Genomic DNA, 15,719 nt, shown 5'->3' on the forward strand with positions numbered 1-15,719 from the left:
CCGAAGCGGACGGCCCCGCTCCGGCATCACGCAACAACCGACTCGTCAGACTATTGCTTATCCAGACCGTAAACGGAATGCAAAGTACGAACTGCAAGTTCCGTATAGGGCCCGTCGATCAGGATGGAAATCTTGATCTCGGAAGTCGTGATGGCGCGGATGTTGATGGATTTGGACGCCAGCGCCTCGAAGGCGGTGGCCGCCACGCCCGCATGGCTTCTCATGCCGATGCCGATGACGGAAACCTTGGACATGCCCTCGTCGTGCTGGACGGCGTCGAAACCCACCGTCTGCTTGACCTTTTCCAGCACCGCCAGCGCCTTGGCGACGTCGCCCGAAGGCACGGTGAACGTCATGTCGGTCGACTTGCCGTCCTCGGAGATGTTCTGGACGATCATGTCGACGTTGATATTGGCTTCGGCCAGCGGCCCGAAGATGCCGGCGGCGACGCCCGGGCGGTCGGCGACGCGGCGCAGCGAGATCTGCGCCTCGTCCTTGGCATAGGCAATTCCGGTGACGACCTGCTGTTCCACGATTTCTTCCTCGTCGCAAATGAGGGTTCCGGGCGGATTGACAAAATCGTCCATGCCGGGCGCGTCCGGCTCGACGAAGGACGACCGCACGAAGGTGCGCACCCGGTGCACCATGGCAAGCTCGACAGACCGCACCTGCAGCACCTTGGAGCCCAGCGAGGCCATCTCCAGCATTTCCTCGAAGGAGATGCGGTCGAGGCGGCGGGCCTTGGGCTCGATGCGCGGGTCGGTGGTGTAGACGCCGTCCACGTCGGTGTAGATGTCGCAGCGGTCGGCCTTCACCGCGGCGGCGATGGCCACGGCGCTGGTGTCGGAACCGCCGCGGCCGAGCGTGGCGATACGATTGTCGGGCGCAAGGCCCTGGAAGCCGGCGACGACCGCCACCTGCCCTTCCTGGAAGCGCTTGATGAGGAAGGAGCCGTCGATGTCGGTGATGCGCGCCGCGCCATGGGCGTTGTCGGTGCGGATGGGGATCTGCCAGCCCTGCCAGGAGCGCGCGTTGACGCCCATGTTCTGCAAGGTGATGGCCAGAAGCCCGGCCGTCACCTGCTCGCCGGAAGCCACCACCGCGTCGTATTCGCGGGCGTCGTGCATGGGCGAGGCTTCGCGCGTCCAGGAAACCAGCTCGTTGGTCTTGCCGGCCATAGCCGAAACCACCACCGCCACCTCGTGGCCGCAATCGACCTCGCGTTTGACGTGGCGCGCCACATTGCGGATGCGGGCGATGTCGGCGACGGACGTCCCGCCGAATTTCATCACGATGCGCGCCATGGGAGCGAAATGCCTTTGAATGCCGGACAGCCGGAACGGAATTTCAGGCCCGGCTTCCCGAACCTCTGGATTTGCGGCCTCCTTAGCCAAAACCGCCCTGCTTCGCAAGCGCGGCAGGATGCGTCATGGCGGCATCCGCGCCCCCGGCTGCCTCCCAGTCTTGACAATCTCGTCCCGAGGCCCGACTTCCTTACGCTCGCGGCGAGAAAATCCGAGGAGACCCAAGACATGCCAGAGTCTCGACGATCGACCATAGATGCCGGCGAGGTGGAGCGTTTTTCCGCGCTTGCCGCCGAATGGTGGAACCCCAACGGCAAGTTCCGCCCCCTGCACAAGTTCAATCCGGTGCGGCTGGCCTATATCCGCGACCAGGTGGCCGAGCGTTTCGGCCGCGACCCGCGCGCGGCACGTCCCTTCGAGGGCCTGCGCTTTCTCGACATAGGCTGCGGCGGCGGCTTGCTGTGCGAGCCGATGGCGCGGCTGGGCGCCGAAGTGGTGGGCGCCGACGCATCCGAGACCAATATCGAGGTGGCGAAGCTGCATGCCGCCGAGAGCGGCGTGCAGGTGGACTATCGCGCCACCACCGCCGAGGACCTCGCCGAGGCCGGCGAGAAATTCGACGTCATCCTCAACATGGAAGTGGTCGAGCACGTGGCCGACATCGACCTGTTCGTGGCCAAGTGCGGCGAGATGGTCAAGCCCGGCGGCATCATGTTCGTGGCCACCATCAACCGCACGCTGAAGGCGCTGGGGCTGGCCATCATCGGGGCCGAATATGTGCTGCGCTGGCTGCCGCGCGGCACCCACCAGTTCGGCAAGCTGGTGCGCCCGGAGGAGTTGGAGAAGGCGCTGGGCGGCGCGGGCCTCGCCGTGGCCGACCGCACCGGCGTCATCTACAACCCGCTGGCGGACCGCTGGCAGAAATCGCGCGACATGGACGTCAACTACATGGTGCTGGCCGAAAAGGCGGCCGCCTGAGGGCATCGAACCGACGGGACGGCCGCCCGGCTCGGGTCGGCCCGTCCGCCCCGTTCAGTTGCGGTCGTCGGGGAACACCGGCAGGGGCATGAACGACACGCCGTCCTCGGCCAGGCCTTTCGCCTCCTCCAGCGTCGCCTCGCCATAGATGCCGCGCGTCTCGCTCTCGCCGAAATGGATCTTGCGCGCTTCCTCGGCGAACTTGTCGCCGACATAGTCGGAATTTTCGCGCATCTTCTGCGACAGCGCCTTCAACTCGGCCATGGCGCGGCGCTGCGCCTCGCCCATGGCGAGCGCCATCTTCTCCTGCTTCCTGCCGGTGGAGACGGCCGGCGCCATCAGCGCCTTGCCCACCTCCCGCGAGCCGCAGGACGGGCACTCCACGAAGCCGCGCTTTCTCTGCGTGTCGAAATCGTCGTTGCTGCGAAACCAGGCCTCGAATTCGTGCTCATGCTCGCAGGTCAGCGAGAAACGGATCAAGACGCTGCTCCCTTGAGGGCGGCCGGGGCGGCCGCCTTCAGCGCAAACTCGCGCGCATTCTTCAGGTTGGGGATCTTTGCGCGCGCGGCCCTGGATTGCGCCGGGTCGATTTCGGCCACGATAACGCCGGGCTCGTCATGCGCGGCCTCGGCCAGCACACGGCCCCACGGATCGACGATCAGCGAGTGGCCATAGGTCTCCCGGCCGTCCTCGTGCAGGCCGCCCTGGGCGGCCGCAACGACGAAGGCGCCGTTCTCAATGGCGCGGGCCCGCAGCAGCACGTGCCAATGGGCTTCGCCGGTCTGGCGGGTGAAGGCCGCGGGCACCGACAAAAGGTCCGCCCCGGCCAGCGCCTCGGCGCGGAAAAGCTGCGGGAAGCGCAGGTCGTAGCAGATGGCGAAGCCGAGCCTGGCGCCGGCCGCATCGACCACCACCGCCTGCGCGCCGGGCTCGTAGGCCGCGGATTCGCGCCAGCTTTCGCCATTGTCGAGGTCGACGTCGAACATGTGGATCTTGTCGTAGCTGGCCAGCGTCTCGCCTTGCGGCGAGAACAGCAGCGCGCGGTTGGCCAGCTTGCCGTCGGCGCGCAGGATCGCCGTCGAGCCGAGATGCAGGAAGATGCCGAGTTCCCGGGCCAGGCGCCGGGCGGCGGCCACGACCACGTCCTTGTCCTCGGTGGTGAAGGCGGCCGCGCGCGCCTGCTTGTCGCGCACCATCGCACCGGTCATCTCGGGCGTCTGCACATAGGTGGCGCCCTGCGCGGCCGCCTCGCGCACCAGCCGTTCCATATCGGCCGCATTGCGCTCGAGGCTCGTGCCCGAACGCATCTGCACCGCCGCCGCCTTGAAAGCACTCATGGTTGCGTCCTCGATTGATGTCACTTGAGCGCACCGGTGGACAGAAGCCCGTCGAGACGGCCTTCCGCTTCCAGCTCGTGAAGATCGTCGCAGCCGCCGACATGCACGTCGCCGACGAATATCTGCGGAAAGGTGGAGCGGCCGTTGGCCCGCGCGATCATCTCCTGGCGCAGCTCGGGCGAGAAGGAGGCGTCGCGCTCGGCATAGGCCACGCCCTTCCTGTCCAGAAGGCGCTTGGCGGCCGTGCAATAGCCGCACATCATGCGCGTATAGATGGTGACGTCGACCATGGACGATCCCTGCTCGTATCCGTTGCCGTCTATATAGTCGCGCTTGTCCCGGCCCGGAAGTCCCCGATGGCGTCTGCGGGAAGCACGCGCGCGAAGGTGAGGACGTCGACCGCGCCGGCGCCGCCCTTCTTCAGCGCCCTGGCGGCCGCCCGCACCGTGGCGCCGGTGGTATAGACATCGTCGATCAGAAGCACGCGGCGGCCGGCGATGCCGATCTCCGCCTCGGCCGGCACGCGGAAGGCGGCGCGCACGTTCTCCTCGCGCTGGGCCCGTTCCAGCCCCACCTGCTGGCGCGTGCCCTTGACGCGCTTCAGCACGGAGGGCGAAAAGGCAAGCCCGGTCAGGCCCGCAAGCGCCCGCGCAAGCTCTGCTGACTGGTTGAACCGGCGTTTCAGGAACCGTCGCCAGTGCAGCGGCACGGGAACGGCCAGGTCGGCCTCGGCGACCAGTTCGGCCCCGGCGCGCGCCATCCAGCGCGCCATCCACGGCGCCAGGTCGGTGCGGTCGCGGTATTTCAGCCCCTGCACCATCTGCTGTGCGATGCCCGAATAGGCCACGGCGGCCCGCGCGCGCTCGAAGGGCGGCGGATCGGCGATCGCCTCGGCCGAGAGGAAGCCCTCGCCCATGTCGTGGCCGAAGGGCGTGCCCATCACCGGGCACCATGGCCGCTCCAGCAGGCGCAGCAGCGGCCAGCAGGCGGCGCACAGCACGCCGGGTCGCGAGACCTGGCGGCGGCAACCGGCGCAGACCGGCGGGAACAGCAGCCGCGCCGGCCATTTCAACGTCGTCTCGGCAAGGCTCTTGATATCCGCCATCGGATCGGCCACCTGAGTTTCGCCGCATCCTATCAGAAGAATGCCGCAGACAGGACCAGTCCCTTGCAGACCATCATAGACACCCGGCTCTGGCTTGCGCACAAGCGCCGCGCGGGCGCGCGCCCGATCCCGGGCGCGGATTTCCTCATGCGGCGCGCCGCCGAGGACCTCGCCGACCGGCTGGGCGCCGTGGGCCGAAATTTCGACAAGGGCGCCGCGCTGTTCTGCCAGACCGGGGACGCCGCCCGGGCGCTCGCCGAAAGCGGCAAGGTCGCCGAGACCTTGCGCGTCGAGGCGGACGTCGCCTTTCCCGGCGCGGCCGACGGTGTCGTCGCCGCCTTCGAGACCGTGCCCTTCGAGCCTGAAAGCCTCGACCTCGTCGTCTCGCTGCTGTCGCTGCAGGCGATGAACGACATTCCCGGCATGCTGGCGCAGATCAGGCGCGCGCTGAAGCCGGACGGCCTGTTCCTCGGCGCCATGGCCGGCGCCGGCACGCTGGGCGAGCTGCGCGAAAGCCTGCTGGCCGCCGAAACCGAGCTTTATGGCGGGGCCGCCGCGCGCGTGCTGCCCTTCACCGACGTGCGCGACGCCGGCGCGTTGCTGCAGCGGGCGGGGCTTGCCCTGCCGGTGGCGGACGTCGAGACGGAAACGGTGCGCTACGATTCCATGTTCCACCTCATGGCCGACCTGCGCGCCATGGGCGAGACCAGCCCGCTTGCCGACCGGCCGCGCGCGGGTACACGGCGCGCGCTGTTTGGCCGGGCAGCCGAGATCTACGCCGAACGTTTCGCCGATCCGGACGGCCGCGTCAGGGCAACCTTTTGCGTGGTGTGGCTGTCGGGCTGGGCGCCGCACGCCTCGCAGCAGCAGCCCGCGCGCCGCGGCTCGGCTACGGTCTCGATGGCCAGGATACTGGAAGAGCGCAAGCAGCGCTGAACGGGAGGCGTGCGGCCCGGGCTACTCGCCGTGCGAGGCGAAGGCCTCCGCCAGCTTGCTTTCGTTGCTGCTCCACAGCCATTGTATGCTATCGGCCGCCTTGCCCACCCCGCTGACGATGGCCAGCGAAAGCACGGCCACGATCAGGCCGTATTCTATGGCCGTGGCGCCGCCTTCGTCGTTCAGGAAACGCTGTACCAGCATCATGGTCGCTTACCCCTCATTGCGTTCCATGGTAGCCCCAACATGTTAAGGAAGGTTAACGCCTCAGGCTTAACGGGCGGTGAAGCCGCCGGCGTTCAGCAATCCCCCGAGCGCCGGCCGTCGGTGCGGATGATGCACACGGCGTCGGGCGAGCGTTGCAGCACGCTGCGGCGCACCGTGTAGGTGTTGGCGCCGATCGAGCCCGTCACCGTCATGTCGAGCCCGGCCGGATAGCCGGCAATGCCGCGCTGCCGCGTGTGCTCGTCGAGGAAGGGGGTGGCGATCATGGCCAGCGCCACGGCCGCCGATCCGAACAGCAGCGTCAGCCGCAGCAGGCCCATGCCCGCATCGCTCGCCCGGAAAGGCCGCGCCGGGCGCACCGTTTCCCAGTCGCGGATGGCATCCAGGTCCTTGTCGAGGCTCATGCGGTCGCTCCCTCGGCGAATCGATAGCGCGGCCGGGCGGCGGGCTTCATTCAATTTGCCGCGCCAAGATAAATCTTTCATTAACGCTGAGATGCGGCCGGCCAGGCCCTTACAGAAGGTCGATCAGGAACGGGATGAGCGGCGCGTCGGCCGGCGGCATCGGGTAGTCGCGCATCTGGCGGGGTCTCACCCATTTCAGCACCTGCGCCTCCTTCGCCACCGGAATGCCGGAATAGCGGCGGCAGACATAGAGCGGCATCAGCAGGTGGAAATCTTCATAGGAATGGCTGGCGAAGGTGAGCGGCGCCAGGCAGGCTGCCTTCGTCTCCACGCCGATCTCCTCGCGCAATTCGCGGATCAGGCATTGCTCGGGCGTCTCGCCGGGCTCCACCTTGCCGCCGGGGAATTCCCACAGCCCGGCAAGCTGCTTGCCCTCGGGGCGCTGCGCCAGAAGCACGCGCCCGTCCGCATCCACCAGCGCGCAGGCCGCGACCAGAAGGAGGCGCTTGCCCGTCATGCCTGGTCGACCTTGCTGCCGGGCGGCCGGCGATAGTGATAGCGATAGGCTTCCTCGAAGCCGAGCGAATGGTAGAGCGCCAGCGCCGGCGCGTTGGCCGCCTCGACCTGAAGCCAGGCTTCGCGCGCGCCGCGCAGCCGGGCCCATTTCAGCGCCGACAGGATGAGCTGGCGGCCGAGGCCCTGCTTGCGCACGGCCTTGTCGGTGGCGATCTCGAACAGGCCGGCGAGGTCGCCGTCATGCACGCAGATCAGCGTGGCCAGCGCCTCCTCGCCCCGCTCCAGCGCAAACAGCCCCGCCTCGGGCTGGATGGCGCCGATGATCTCCGACAGGCCGGGCCGCAGCGAGGCGTCGGCGTCGTGCACCTTGAGCGAGGCGGAAACGAAGCGGCTGATGTCCTTCAGCGGGATGTGGTCGATGGCGTCGTCCACGGGCGCCTGCGCCAGCGGCAGGCGCATGACCAGCGATTCGTCGAAGCGCGACCAGCCCTCGGCATCGAGATGGGCCGACAAGGCCGCTCCCGACAGCGGCGAGATGCGGAAGGTCAGCGGCCGCCCGTAGGCCTCGAAGCGGCGCCCGGCGCGCGCGATGCGCTCGGCCAGATGCCCCACGTCGCCGGGGTCGAGCGGATTGACCGAGTTCAGCCGCTTGGCCGGATGGCCCGCCGTGAGCCGGACGACCCAGGTGCCGTCATAATGCACCGCCGCCGCCGGCCAGGCGCGAAAGCCCGCCGCCTCGAAGCGGCGCACCTTCGCCAGCACGGTGGCGGGATGCGGCACGGCGCCCTCCATCAGCTCCGGTAATCGCCGTTGATGGCGACATATTCCTTGGTGAGGTCGCAGGTCCATACCGTCGCCTTGCCGCGGCCGACGCCGACATCGGCGCGGATGACGATATCGTCGCGCTTCATGTAGGTCGAGGTCGCCTCCTCCGAATAGGCCGGATCGCGCTCGCCCTCATGTGCGAGGCGGTTGGCCCCGAACCAGATCGACAGGCGGTCGCGGTCGGCCGGCTCGCCGGCCTTGCCCACGGCCATGACCACCCGGCCCCAGTTGGCGTCCTCGCCCGCCACCGCGGTCTTGACCAGCGGGGAATTGGCGATGGCCAGCGCGATGCGCTTGGCAGAGCGGGCGGACTTCGCCCCCGTCACCGTCACCTCGATCTGCTTGCGGGCGCCCTCGCCGTCGCGCACCACCTGCAGCGCAAGGTTCTTGAGCACCTTGCCGAGCGCGCGCCGGAATTGCCCGAGCCGCGCATCCTTGGGGTCGGTGATGGCCGGCGCGCCGCGTTTGGCCGCCGTCCCCGTCGCGAACAGAAGCAGCGTGTCGCTGGTCGAGGTGTCGCTGTCGACGGTCACGGCGTTGAAGGTCTTTCCGACCCCGCGCGACAACAGGTCCTGCAGCACCGGAGCGGCGATCGGGGCATCCGTGGCGATGAAGGACAGCATGGTGGCCATGTCGGGCGCGATCATGCCCGCGCCCTTGGCGATGCCGTTGATGACGACGTCCGCGTCGCCCAGCTTCACGGTCGCCGTCGCCACCTTGGGATAGGTGTCGGTGGTCATGATGGCCTTGGCGGCCTCGGTCCACTGGTCGGGCCTGCCGTCGCGCGCAAGGCCGGAAAGCAGGTGGCTGAACCTGCCCGTATCCAGCGGCTCGCCGATGACGCCGGTGGAGGCGAGGAACACCTCGCCCGCCGCGCAGCCGGCCGCCTTGGCGGCGGCATCCGCCGTCAGGGCCGTCGATTCGCGCCCCTTCCTGCCGGTGAAGGCGTTGGCGTTGCCGGAATTGACCACCAGCATGCGCGCCTTGCCCCGGGGCAGGTTCTGCCGGCAGAAATCGACCGGAGCCGACGGGCATTTGGACTTCGTGAAAACGCCCGCCACCGCGGTGCCGGGGTCGAACACCATGGCGAGCAGGTCGGTGCGCCCCTTGTATTTGATGCCGGCCTCGGCGGTGGCGATGCGCACGCCGTCGACCACCGGCATCTTCGGGTATTTCCTGGGGGCAAGGGGGGACACGGCAGCGGACATCGGGGCCTCGGGCAATGGAATGCGGCGGAAAAGGCCGATTTGCCCGATGCCGCGCCGCCGCGCAAGGCGTTTTGCGCCTGCGCCGGCGGCTTCCGGGCGCGGAAGCGCCTTATTCCGCGCCTTCGGCGGCGTCGACGGCCTTCTTCAGCGTCTCGTCCGGGATCTCGATCTTGGCCTGCGAACGCGCCTGCTTGACCAGCTCGAAATATTTGTCGCGGATCAGTGCCGAGCGCACCTGCTCCTTGACCTGGTCGAAGGCCGGCGGCTGCTGCGCGCGCTTGTCCTCCACCTTGATGATGTGCCAGCCGAACTGCGTCTGCACCGGCTCCTTGGTGTAGGCACCCGGCTCCAGCGCGAACGCCGCCTTCTCGAACTCCGGCACCATCTGGCCCGGGCCGAAATAGCCGAGGTCGCCGCCATTGGTCTTGCCGCTGGGGTCGCTGGTGTGCTCGTTGGCCAGCTTCTGGAAATCGGCGCCGCCGTCGAGTTGCTTGATGATGGCCTCGGCCTCTTCCTTGGTCTTCACGAGAATGTGACGCGCGTGCACCTCGTTTACGGGCGGCGCCTCGGCGACGCTCTTGTCGTAGCGGGCACGGATGTCGGCGTCGGTGATCTTGCCGACCACCTCCTTCTCGACCATTTCCCCATGCAGGGCGCGCTGCTGCAGGAAGGCGGCGCGGCGCTGGAAGTCAGCGTCCTTGTCGAGCCCGTCGGCGACGGCCTTGTCGGCCAGCACCTTGATCTCGATCGCCGCCGAAAGGGCTGCGGCGCGGCGTTGCTCCTGCGGAAGCTGCGCGAACTGGCGCGACAGCTCGCCCTCGGCGAGGGCGAGGTCCGCCTCGGTGATGGTCTGGCCGTTCACGGTGGCCACGACGGCGTCGGGATTGGCCGGCGCGACGGGAGCGGCCTCGGCGGGAGCGGCCGGCGCGGCTTCCTGGGCCGCCAGCGGCGACAGGGCGAAAACCGACAGGCCGAAGGCCAGCCCGAGGCAGGCGAGCGGCGAGCGGCGGGACGAAAGGAACATCAGGGTATTCTCCGGTGAGGATGTGCGGGCTTTCAAATCAGCCTGAATGTGGCGGAATTTGGCGCGGTCCAAGGGTTCAGCGCGGCGTTGACATCGTTTATAGCCCCTCTTATCTGTCCGGTGACAGTGCGTCCAGAACCGTTTTTTGGGCGCTTTTTGGTGTTTCATCCGTTCATGGCGGATTTGCCGCGCCCGGCAGATGGCTGTCGTGATGACGTGAATTGCAATCGAAAGGGCCTTTGATGGTCAGTCTCGGCGGTCTCGCCCGTAAGGTTTTCGGCTCCGCGAACGACAGGCGCGTGAAATCGACCCGTCCCCGCGTCGAAGCCATCAACGCCATGGAAAACGAGATGCGGGCGCTGTCCGACGCCGATCTCGCCTCCCGCACCGAGAAATTCCGCCAGGACATCGCCAACGGCGCTTCGCTCGACGACCTGCTGGTCCCGGCCTTCGCCACCGTGCGGGAAGCCGCGCGCCGCGTGCTCGGCATGCGGCCCTTCGACGTGCAGCTCATCGGCGGCATGGTGCTCAACAATGGCGGCATCGCCGAGATGCGCACCGGCGAGGGCAAGACGCTGGTGGCCACCGCGCCGGTCTATCTCAACGCGCTTGCCGGCAAGGGCGTCCATGTCGTCACCGTCAACGACTACCTGGCCAGGCGCGACGCCGAATGGATGGGCCGCGTCTACAAGTTCCTCGGCCTCACCGTCGGCATCATCGTCCACGGCATCGACGACGAAGAGCGGCGCGCGGCCTATAATTGCGACGTCACCTACGCCACCAACAACGAGCTCGGCTTCGACTATCTGCGCGACAACATGAAATACGAGCGCGCGCAGATGGTGCAGCGCGGCCACAACTACGCCATCGTGGACGAGGTGGACTCCATCCTCATCGACGAGGCGCGCACGCCGCTGATCATCTCCGGTCCGCTCGAGGACCGCTCGGAGATGTACAACACCGTCGATGCCTTCATCGTGCAGCTTCAGCCCTCGGACTATGAGGTCGACGAGAAGCAGAAGACCGCCATCTTCACCGAGGAAGGCACCGAGAACGTGGAGAACATGCTGCGCGGCGCCGGCCTGCTCAAGGGCGAGTCGCTCTACGACGTCGAAAACGTCGCCATGGTCCACCACGTCAACAACGCCTTGAAGGCGCACTGCCTGTTCCAGCGCGACAAGGATTATATCGTGCGCAACGGCGAGATCGTCATCATCGACGAGTTCACCGGCCGCATGATGCCAGGCCGCCGCTATTCGGAAGGGTTGCACCAGGCGCTCGAGGCCAAGGAGCACGTGACCATCCAGCCCGAGAACCAGACGCTGGCCTCGGTCACCTTCCAGAACTATTTCCGCATGTACAAGAAGCTGTCCGGCATGACCGGCACGGCACTGACCGAGGCCGAGGAGTTCGGCAACATCTACGGCCTCGAAGTGACCGAGATTCCGACCAACCTGCCGGTCAAGCGCATCGACGAGGACGACGAGGTCTATCGCACGGTCGAGGAGAAGTTCAAGGCGATCGTCAGGGAGATCAAGGAAGCCCGCGCCAAGGGCCAGCCGATCCTTGTCGGCACCACCTCGATCGAGAAGTCCGAGCAACTGGCCGAGTTGCTGCGCAAGGAAGGGCTGAAGGGTTTCGAGGTGCTGAACGCGCGCCACCACGAGCGCGAAGCCTCGATCGTGGCCCAGGCCGGCAAGCCGGGCGCCGTCACCATCGCCACCAACATGGCCGGCCGCGGCACCGACATCCAGCTCGGCGGCAATGCCGACATGCGCATCGCCGAGGAGCTGGCCGACATGCCGGACGGCTCCGAGCGCGAAGCGCGCGAGCAGGCCATCCGCGACGACGTCGCCAGGCTGAAGGAGCAGGCGCTGGCCGCAGGCGGGCTCTACGTGCTGGCCACCGAGCGTCACGAGTCGCGCCGCATCGACAACCAGCTTCGCGGCCGCTCCGGGCGCCAGGGCGACCCCGGCCGCTCGAAATTCTACCTGTCGCTGCAGGACGACCTGATGCGCATCTTCGGCTCCGAGCGCATGGACGGCATGCTCCAGAAGCTCGGCCTGAAGGAAGACGAGGCCATCATCCACCCCTGGATCAACAAGGCGCTGGAAAAGGCCCAGACCAAGGTCGAGGCGCGCAACTTCGACATCCGCAAGAACCTGCTGAAATATGACGACGTCTCCAACGACCAGCGCAAGGTGGTGTTCGAGCAGCGCCTGGAGCTGATGGACGGCGAAGGACTCTCCGAAACCGTGACCGAGATGCGCGAGGGCGTCATCGAGGAGATCGTCGCCAAGGCCATCCCCGAGAACGCCTATGCCGAGCAATGGGACATGGCCGGCCTCAAGGCCGAGGTCCAGCAATATCTCAACCTCGACCTGCCCGTCGACGAATGGGCCAGGGAAGAAGGGATCGCCGAAGACGACATCCGCCAGCGCATCTCCGAAGCGGCGGCGGCGGCGGCGAACGACCGGGCCGGCCGCTTCGGCCCGGATGTGACGGCCTATGTCGAGCGTTCGGTCGTGCTCCAGACGCTCGACCATTTGTGGCGCGAGCATATCGTCAATCTCGACCACCTGCGCTCCGTGGTCGGCTTCCGCGGCTACGCCCAGCGCGACCCGCTCCAGGAATACAAGAGCGAGGCCTTCGAGCTGTTCCAGACCATGCTGGGCAACCTGCGCCAGGCGGTCACCGCGCAATTGATGCGCGTTGAGCTGGTGCGCGAGGCGGCCGACGCGCCGCCGCTGCAGGCGCCCGAGACCTTCGGCCAGCACATCGACGCGACCACCGGCGAGAACGACTTCGGCGAAGGCGCCACGCTGACGCTGCTGGACGATACCCGCACGGTCCCGGCTGAGCAGCGCGACCCGAAGAACCCCTCCACCTGGGGCAAGGTCGGCCGCAACGAGCCGTGTCCCTGCGGCTCGGGCAAGAAATACAAGCATTGCCACGGCGCCTTCGCCTGATCCCGTGACGCGGCCGGCAAGTCGGCCGCCCGCCCCCGCACCCGCCATTTCCGAAAGCATCTCGCAGCCCGGCGGATCGGCCGGGCAACCGCGGGCCGCGCTCGCCGGAGCGCCTCCCGCCCTGCACCCAACCGTTTCTTAAGGTGTTGGGCCTAGACCGGGCCAGAGACACTCATGCGGAAGACGGAGAGTATCGGAGTGCGCTTTTCGGCGGCGGCGACGGCCGAGCGGTTCCTGCCGCAGCGCATGGCGCTGCGCGCCCGGCCCTTGCTCGACAGCATTGACGCCGCGCTGTTCGCCGCCGACGAGCGCGGCGAGGCCGGGCGCATGTCGCTGATCGCGTTTGCGGTGCGCGTGGTCAGCGCCGTCATCGCCTTCGTCAGCCAGGTCATGATGGCGCGCTGGATGGGGCCGTTCGAATACGGCATCTTCGTGCTGGTGTGGGTGACGATGATCATCATCGGCAGCCTGGCCTGCCTCGGCTTCCACACTTCCGTCATCCGCTTCATCCCGGAATACCGCCAGCACGGCCGTCTGGCCGAGCTGCGCGGCCTGCTGCTTTCCAGCCGGCTGTTCGTACTGTGCGCCTCGACCGCGATCGCCGGCCTCGGCATGCTGGGCGTGTGGCTGTTCTCCCCGTGGATCGAAAGCTACTACGTCATCCCCTTCTATCTCGGCATCGTCTGCCTGCCGATGCTGGCGCTGACGGACGTGCTGCAGGGCATCGCGCGCGCCCATTCCTGGGCGTTGTCGGCGCTGCTGCCCACCTACATCACCCGCCCGGTGCTCATCCTGGCCTTCATGGCGGGAGCGCTGGCGCTCGGCTTCCCCGCCGATGCCGCCACGGCGATCCTGGCCTCGATCGCGGCGACCTACGCCACGGCGGTGGCGCAGCTCGTCGGCATCACCAGGCGCGTGGACGCCGGTATTCCCGCAGGCCCGCGCAAGATACGGCTCGGTCACTGGATTGCGGTGTCGCTGCCGATCTTCCTGGTCGAGAGCTTCTTCTTCCTGCTCACCAATGCCGACGTGCTGATGGTGGGCGTCTATCTCCAGCCCGCCGACGTCGCCGTCTATTTCGCCACGGTCAAGACACTCGCGCTGGTGCATTTCGTCTATTTCGCGGTGAAGGCGGGCGTGGCCCAGCGCTATGCCGAGTTCACCCACGGCCAACCCGAAAGGCTGGCCGCCTTCGCGCGCGAAACCGTATCCTGGACCTTCTGGCCGTCGCTGGCCATGGCGTTCGTGATCCTGGCGCTCGGCAAGCCGATGCTGACGCTGTTCGGGCCGGAATTCGACGCCGGCTATCCGCTTCTGTTCGTGCTGGTGCTGGGCGTGGTGGCACGCGCCGCGGTCGGCCCCTGCGAGAGCCTGCTCACCATGACGGGCAACCAGAACATCTGCGCCGGCGTCTATGCCATGACGCTGGCGCTCAACATCGGCCTCAACGTGGTGTTGATCCCGCATTTCCACCTGTGGGGCACCGCGCTTTCGACCGCGCTGGCGATGATGTTCGAGGCAGCCGCACTGTCCTTCGTGGTGTGGCGCAGGCTCGGCATCGTCATGGTCGTGTTCATTCCCGAAACGAGGAAAGCCTGATGGCCGCCGTTCCCCTGATCGAGGAAAACAGCGGCGGGCCGGCGGGCGCCATGGTGTCCGGCCTTGCCGGTCTGGCGCACGAGGGCGCCGACCTCGCCCAGCTCGAGCTTCTGGCGGGCGGGCGGCCCGAACGCCGGCTCGCCATCTATCCCGCCTCCGCCGGCTTCGACCTGGTCGAGGAACTGGACCACCTGGCCACCCGCACGATCGAGCCCAACGTCTTCTTCCACCCGCGCTTCCTGGCGCCCGCCATGCCGCGCCTGGAGGACCGCGAGGTGCGGCTGGCGGTCATCCGCGACGGCAACGAATACCGCAGCCGGCTCAGGCTCCTCGTGCCGTTCTCGGTGGAGCGCCCGGCCATGCCGCTGGGCACGCCGATCATGCGCACATGGTCCAGCCCGTTCGGACCGCTGGGCACGCCGCTGGTCGACCGCGACGACCCGGCCGGCGTGATCGAGGATTTCTTCGCCATGCTGGCGCGGCCGCACCTGAAGCTGCCGAAGGTGTTCGTGCTGCCCGACATGCGGCTGGACGGCCCCATGGCCGGCCTGCTGCGCACGCTGGCCGAGGCGCGCAACCTGCCGCTCGTCGTCACCGGCGAGGTCGAGCGGCCGGTGCTGGAAAGCACGCTCGACGGCGACGCCTATCTGAAGGCGTCGCTGCGTTCGCATCACCACCGCGAGTTCCGCCGGCTGAAGCGGCGGCTGGCCGAGACCGGCAGGCTGGAGCACGGCATCGCCCGCACGCAGGAAGAGATCCGCCACGCCATCGAGGCGTTCCTGACCCTGGAGGCCTCCGGCTGGAAGGGGCGCGAGCGCACGGCCATGGCCATCGACCGCTACCGCGCCGCCTTCGCGCGCGAGGCGGTGCACCGCATGGCCGAGCAGGACATGTGCCGCATCCATACGCTGACGCTGGACGGCCGGCCGGTGGCCAGCCTGATCGTGTTCGTGGAAGCCGGCTACGCCTATACTTGGAAGACGGCCTATGACGAGCAACTGGCCGCCTATTCGCCGGGCACGCTGCTGGCCATCGAAGTGACGGGGCAGCACCTGGACGACCCCAATATCGCGCTCACCGATTCCTGCGCGGTGCCGGACCATCCGGTGATGAGCCGGCTATGGACCGAGCGGAAAGCGATGGGAACCATCGTCGTCGGCCTGACGCCGAATTCCGATCACATCACCGCGCAGGCCGCCGCCCAGCTCCATCTCTACCGCGAGACGCGCAACATGGCGCGGCTGCTGCGCAGCCATGTGAAAAGATTGCTGAAACGAGGCTGACCAGGC

The 15,719-nt window shown here is 67.8% G+C and carries 16 protein-coding genes; 5 read left to right on the forward strand and 11 right to left on the reverse strand.

Going from position 1 to position 15,719, the window contains the following annotated elements; translation table 11 throughout:
* Positions 1-50 precede the first annotated feature (50 nt).
* Complete coding sequence (locus tag ACTDI4_RS21200) at positions 51-1,304, reverse strand: aspartate kinase (protein WP_442843021.1); 1,254 nt, start codon at positions 1,302-1,304, stop codon at positions 51-53.
* 228 nt (positions 1,305-1,532) lie between these two features.
* Between ACTDI4_RS21200 and ubiG the strand changes: the two genes are divergently transcribed.
* Positions 1,533-2,282, forward strand: a complete 750-nt coding sequence (ubiG, locus tag ACTDI4_RS21205) for a bifunctional 2-polyprenyl-6-hydroxyphenol methylase/3-demethylubiquinol 3-O-methyltransferase UbiG (protein ID WP_442843022.1) — start codon at positions 1,533-1,535, stop codon at positions 2,280-2,282.
* A gap of 54 nt (positions 2,283-2,336) precedes the next feature.
* On the opposite strand, the gene ACTDI4_RS21210 is transcribed toward ubiG, so the two are convergent.
* Genes ACTDI4_RS21210 through ACTDI4_RS21225 form a run of 4 tightly spaced genes read right to left on the reverse strand, consistent with a single transcriptional unit; the run spans position 2,337 to position 4,736 of the window.
* Complete coding sequence (locus ACTDI4_RS21210; protein WP_442843023.1) at positions 2,337-2,762, reverse strand: DUF1178 family protein; 426 nt, start codon at positions 2,760-2,762, stop codon at positions 2,337-2,339.
* A complete protein-coding gene (locus tag ACTDI4_RS21215) occupies positions 2,759-3,619 on the reverse strand; it encodes a carbon-nitrogen hydrolase family protein (RefSeq protein WP_442843024.1) in 861 nt (286 codons plus the stop codon). The genes ACTDI4_RS21210 and ACTDI4_RS21215 overlap by 4 nt, the downstream gene beginning before the upstream one ends.
* A gap of 20 nt (positions 3,620-3,639) precedes the next feature.
* On the reverse strand, positions 3,640-3,909 hold the full coding sequence (gene grxC, locus ACTDI4_RS21220; protein ID WP_442843025.1) for a glutaredoxin 3: 270 nt from the start codon (positions 3,907-3,909) through the stop codon (positions 3,640-3,642).
* Positions 3,910-3,938: 29 nt separating this feature from the next.
* The gene (locus ACTDI4_RS21225) at positions 3,939-4,736 is read right to left on the reverse strand and encodes a ComF family protein (RefSeq protein ID WP_442843026.1); all 798 of its coding nucleotides are present in this window, start codon (positions 4,734-4,736) and stop codon (positions 3,939-3,941) included.
* 51 nt (positions 4,737-4,787) lie between these two features.
* Between ACTDI4_RS21225 and ACTDI4_RS21230 the strand changes: the two genes are divergently transcribed.
* Positions 4,788-5,660 (forward strand): methyltransferase domain-containing protein, encoded by an 873-nt coding sequence (locus ACTDI4_RS21230; protein WP_442843027.1) that lies wholly within the window; start codon positions 4,788-4,790, stop codon positions 5,658-5,660.
* Between the two features lie 21 nt (positions 5,661-5,681).
* On the opposite strand, the gene ACTDI4_RS21235 is transcribed toward ACTDI4_RS21230, so the two are convergent.
* The 6 genes from ACTDI4_RS21235 to ACTDI4_RS21260 all read right to left on the reverse strand — a co-directional run bounded on the left by ACTDI4_RS21235 (position 5,682) and on the right by ACTDI4_RS21260 (position 9,862).
* Complete coding sequence (locus ACTDI4_RS21235) at positions 5,682-5,867, reverse strand: Flp family type IVb pilin (protein WP_442843028.1); 186 nt, start codon at positions 5,865-5,867, stop codon at positions 5,682-5,684.
* Positions 5,868-5,959: 92 nt separating this feature from the next.
* Positions 5,960-6,289 carry a hypothetical protein gene (locus ACTDI4_RS21240; protein WP_442843029.1) on the reverse strand — a complete coding sequence of 110 codons (330 nt, stop codon included), beginning with the start codon at positions 6,287-6,289 and terminating at the stop codon, positions 5,960-5,962.
* 109 nt (positions 6,290-6,398) lie between these two features.
* Positions 6,399-6,806, reverse strand: coding sequence for an 8-oxo-dGTP diphosphatase MutT (mutT, locus tag ACTDI4_RS21245; RefSeq protein ID WP_442843030.1), 408 nt, complete (start codon positions 6,804-6,806; stop codon positions 6,399-6,401).
* Positions 6,803-7,567: a GNAT family N-acetyltransferase gene (locus ACTDI4_RS21250; protein ID WP_442843425.1), complete on the reverse strand. Its 765-nt coding sequence runs from the start codon at positions 7,565-7,567 to the stop codon at positions 6,803-6,805. The genes mutT and ACTDI4_RS21250 overlap by 4 nt, the downstream gene beginning before the upstream one ends.
* Before the next feature lie 29 nt (positions 7,568-7,596).
* A complete protein-coding gene (gene argJ / locus ACTDI4_RS21255) occupies positions 7,597-8,838 on the reverse strand; it encodes a bifunctional glutamate N-acetyltransferase/amino-acid acetyltransferase ArgJ (protein WP_442843031.1) in 1,242 nt (413 codons plus the stop codon).
* A 109-nt stretch (positions 8,839-8,947) separates the two neighbouring features.
* Positions 8,948-9,862 (reverse strand): peptidylprolyl isomerase, encoded by a 915-nt coding sequence (locus ACTDI4_RS21260; RefSeq protein ID WP_442843032.1) that lies wholly within the window; start codon positions 9,860-9,862, stop codon positions 8,948-8,950.
* Positions 9,863-10,104: 242 nt separating this feature from the next.
* Here ACTDI4_RS21260 and secA point away from each other — a divergent pair, with 242 nt between their 5' ends.
* The 3 genes from secA to ACTDI4_RS21275 all read left to right on the forward strand — a co-directional run bounded on the left by secA (position 10,105) and on the right by ACTDI4_RS21275 (position 15,713).
* A complete protein-coding gene (gene secA, locus ACTDI4_RS21265; RefSeq protein WP_442843033.1) occupies positions 10,105-12,831 on the forward strand; it encodes a preprotein translocase subunit SecA in 2,727 nt (908 codons plus the stop codon).
* 198 nt (positions 12,832-13,029) lie between these two features.
* A complete protein-coding gene (locus tag ACTDI4_RS21270) occupies positions 13,030-14,430 on the forward strand; it encodes a lipopolysaccharide biosynthesis protein (protein WP_442843426.1) in 1,401 nt (466 codons plus the stop codon).
* Positions 14,430-15,713, forward strand: coding sequence for a GNAT family N-acetyltransferase (locus tag ACTDI4_RS21275; protein WP_442843034.1), 1,284 nt, complete (start codon positions 14,430-14,432; stop codon positions 15,711-15,713). The genes ACTDI4_RS21270 and ACTDI4_RS21275 overlap by 1 nt, the downstream gene beginning before the upstream one ends.
* The last annotated feature ends 6 nt before the right edge of the window (positions 15,714-15,719 follow it).

Origin of the sequence: Mesorhizobium sp. PUT5 (genome assembly GCF_052216645.1) — a bacterium.
GTDB lineage: Bacteria > Pseudomonadota > Alphaproteobacteria > Rhizobiales > Rhizobiaceae > Mesorhizobium.

What these genes read in the sequence shown, in the direction of transcription:
- ACTDI4_RS21200 (WP_442843021.1), bottom strand. Translation starts at nt 1,304, where the DNA reads ATGGCGCGCATCGTGATGAAATTCGGCGGGACGTCCGTCGCCGACATC.
- ACTDI4_RS21240 (WP_442843029.1), bottom strand. Translation starts at nt 6,289, where the DNA reads ATGAGCCTCGACAAGGACCTGGATGCCATCCGCGACTGGGAAACGGTG.
- ACTDI4_RS21260 (WP_442843032.1), bottom strand. Translation starts at nt 9,862, where the DNA reads ATGTTCCTTTCGTCCCGCCGCTCGCCGCTCGCCTGCCTCGGGCTGGCC.
- ACTDI4_RS21235 (WP_442843028.1), bottom strand. Translation starts at nt 5,867, where the DNA reads ATGATGCTGGTACAGCGTTTCCTGAACGACGAAGGCGGCGCCACGGCC.
- ACTDI4_RS21275 (WP_442843034.1), top strand. Translation starts at nt 14,430, where the DNA reads ATGGCCGCCGTTCCCCTGATCGAGGAAAACAGCGGCGGGCCGGCGGGC.
- secA (WP_442843033.1), top strand. Translation starts at nt 10,105, where the DNA reads ATGGTCAGTCTCGGCGGTCTCGCCCGTAAGGTTTTCGGCTCCGCGAAC.
- ubiG (WP_442843022.1), top strand. Translation starts at nt 1,533, where the DNA reads ATGCCAGAGTCTCGACGATCGACCATAGATGCCGGCGAGGTGGAGCGT.
- argJ (WP_442843031.1), bottom strand. Translation starts at nt 8,838, where the DNA reads ATGTCCGCTGCCGTGTCCCCCCTTGCCCCCAGGAAATACCCGAAGATG.
- grxC (WP_442843025.1), bottom strand. Translation starts at nt 3,909, where the DNA reads ATGGTCGACGTCACCATCTATACGCGCATGATGTGCGGCTATTGCACG.
- ACTDI4_RS21215 (WP_442843024.1), bottom strand. Translation starts at nt 3,619, where the DNA reads ATGAGTGCTTTCAAGGCGGCGGCGGTGCAGATGCGTTCGGGCACGAGC.
- mutT (WP_442843030.1), bottom strand. Translation starts at nt 6,806, where the DNA reads ATGACGGGCAAGCGCCTCCTTCTGGTCGCGGCCTGCGCGCTGGTGGAT.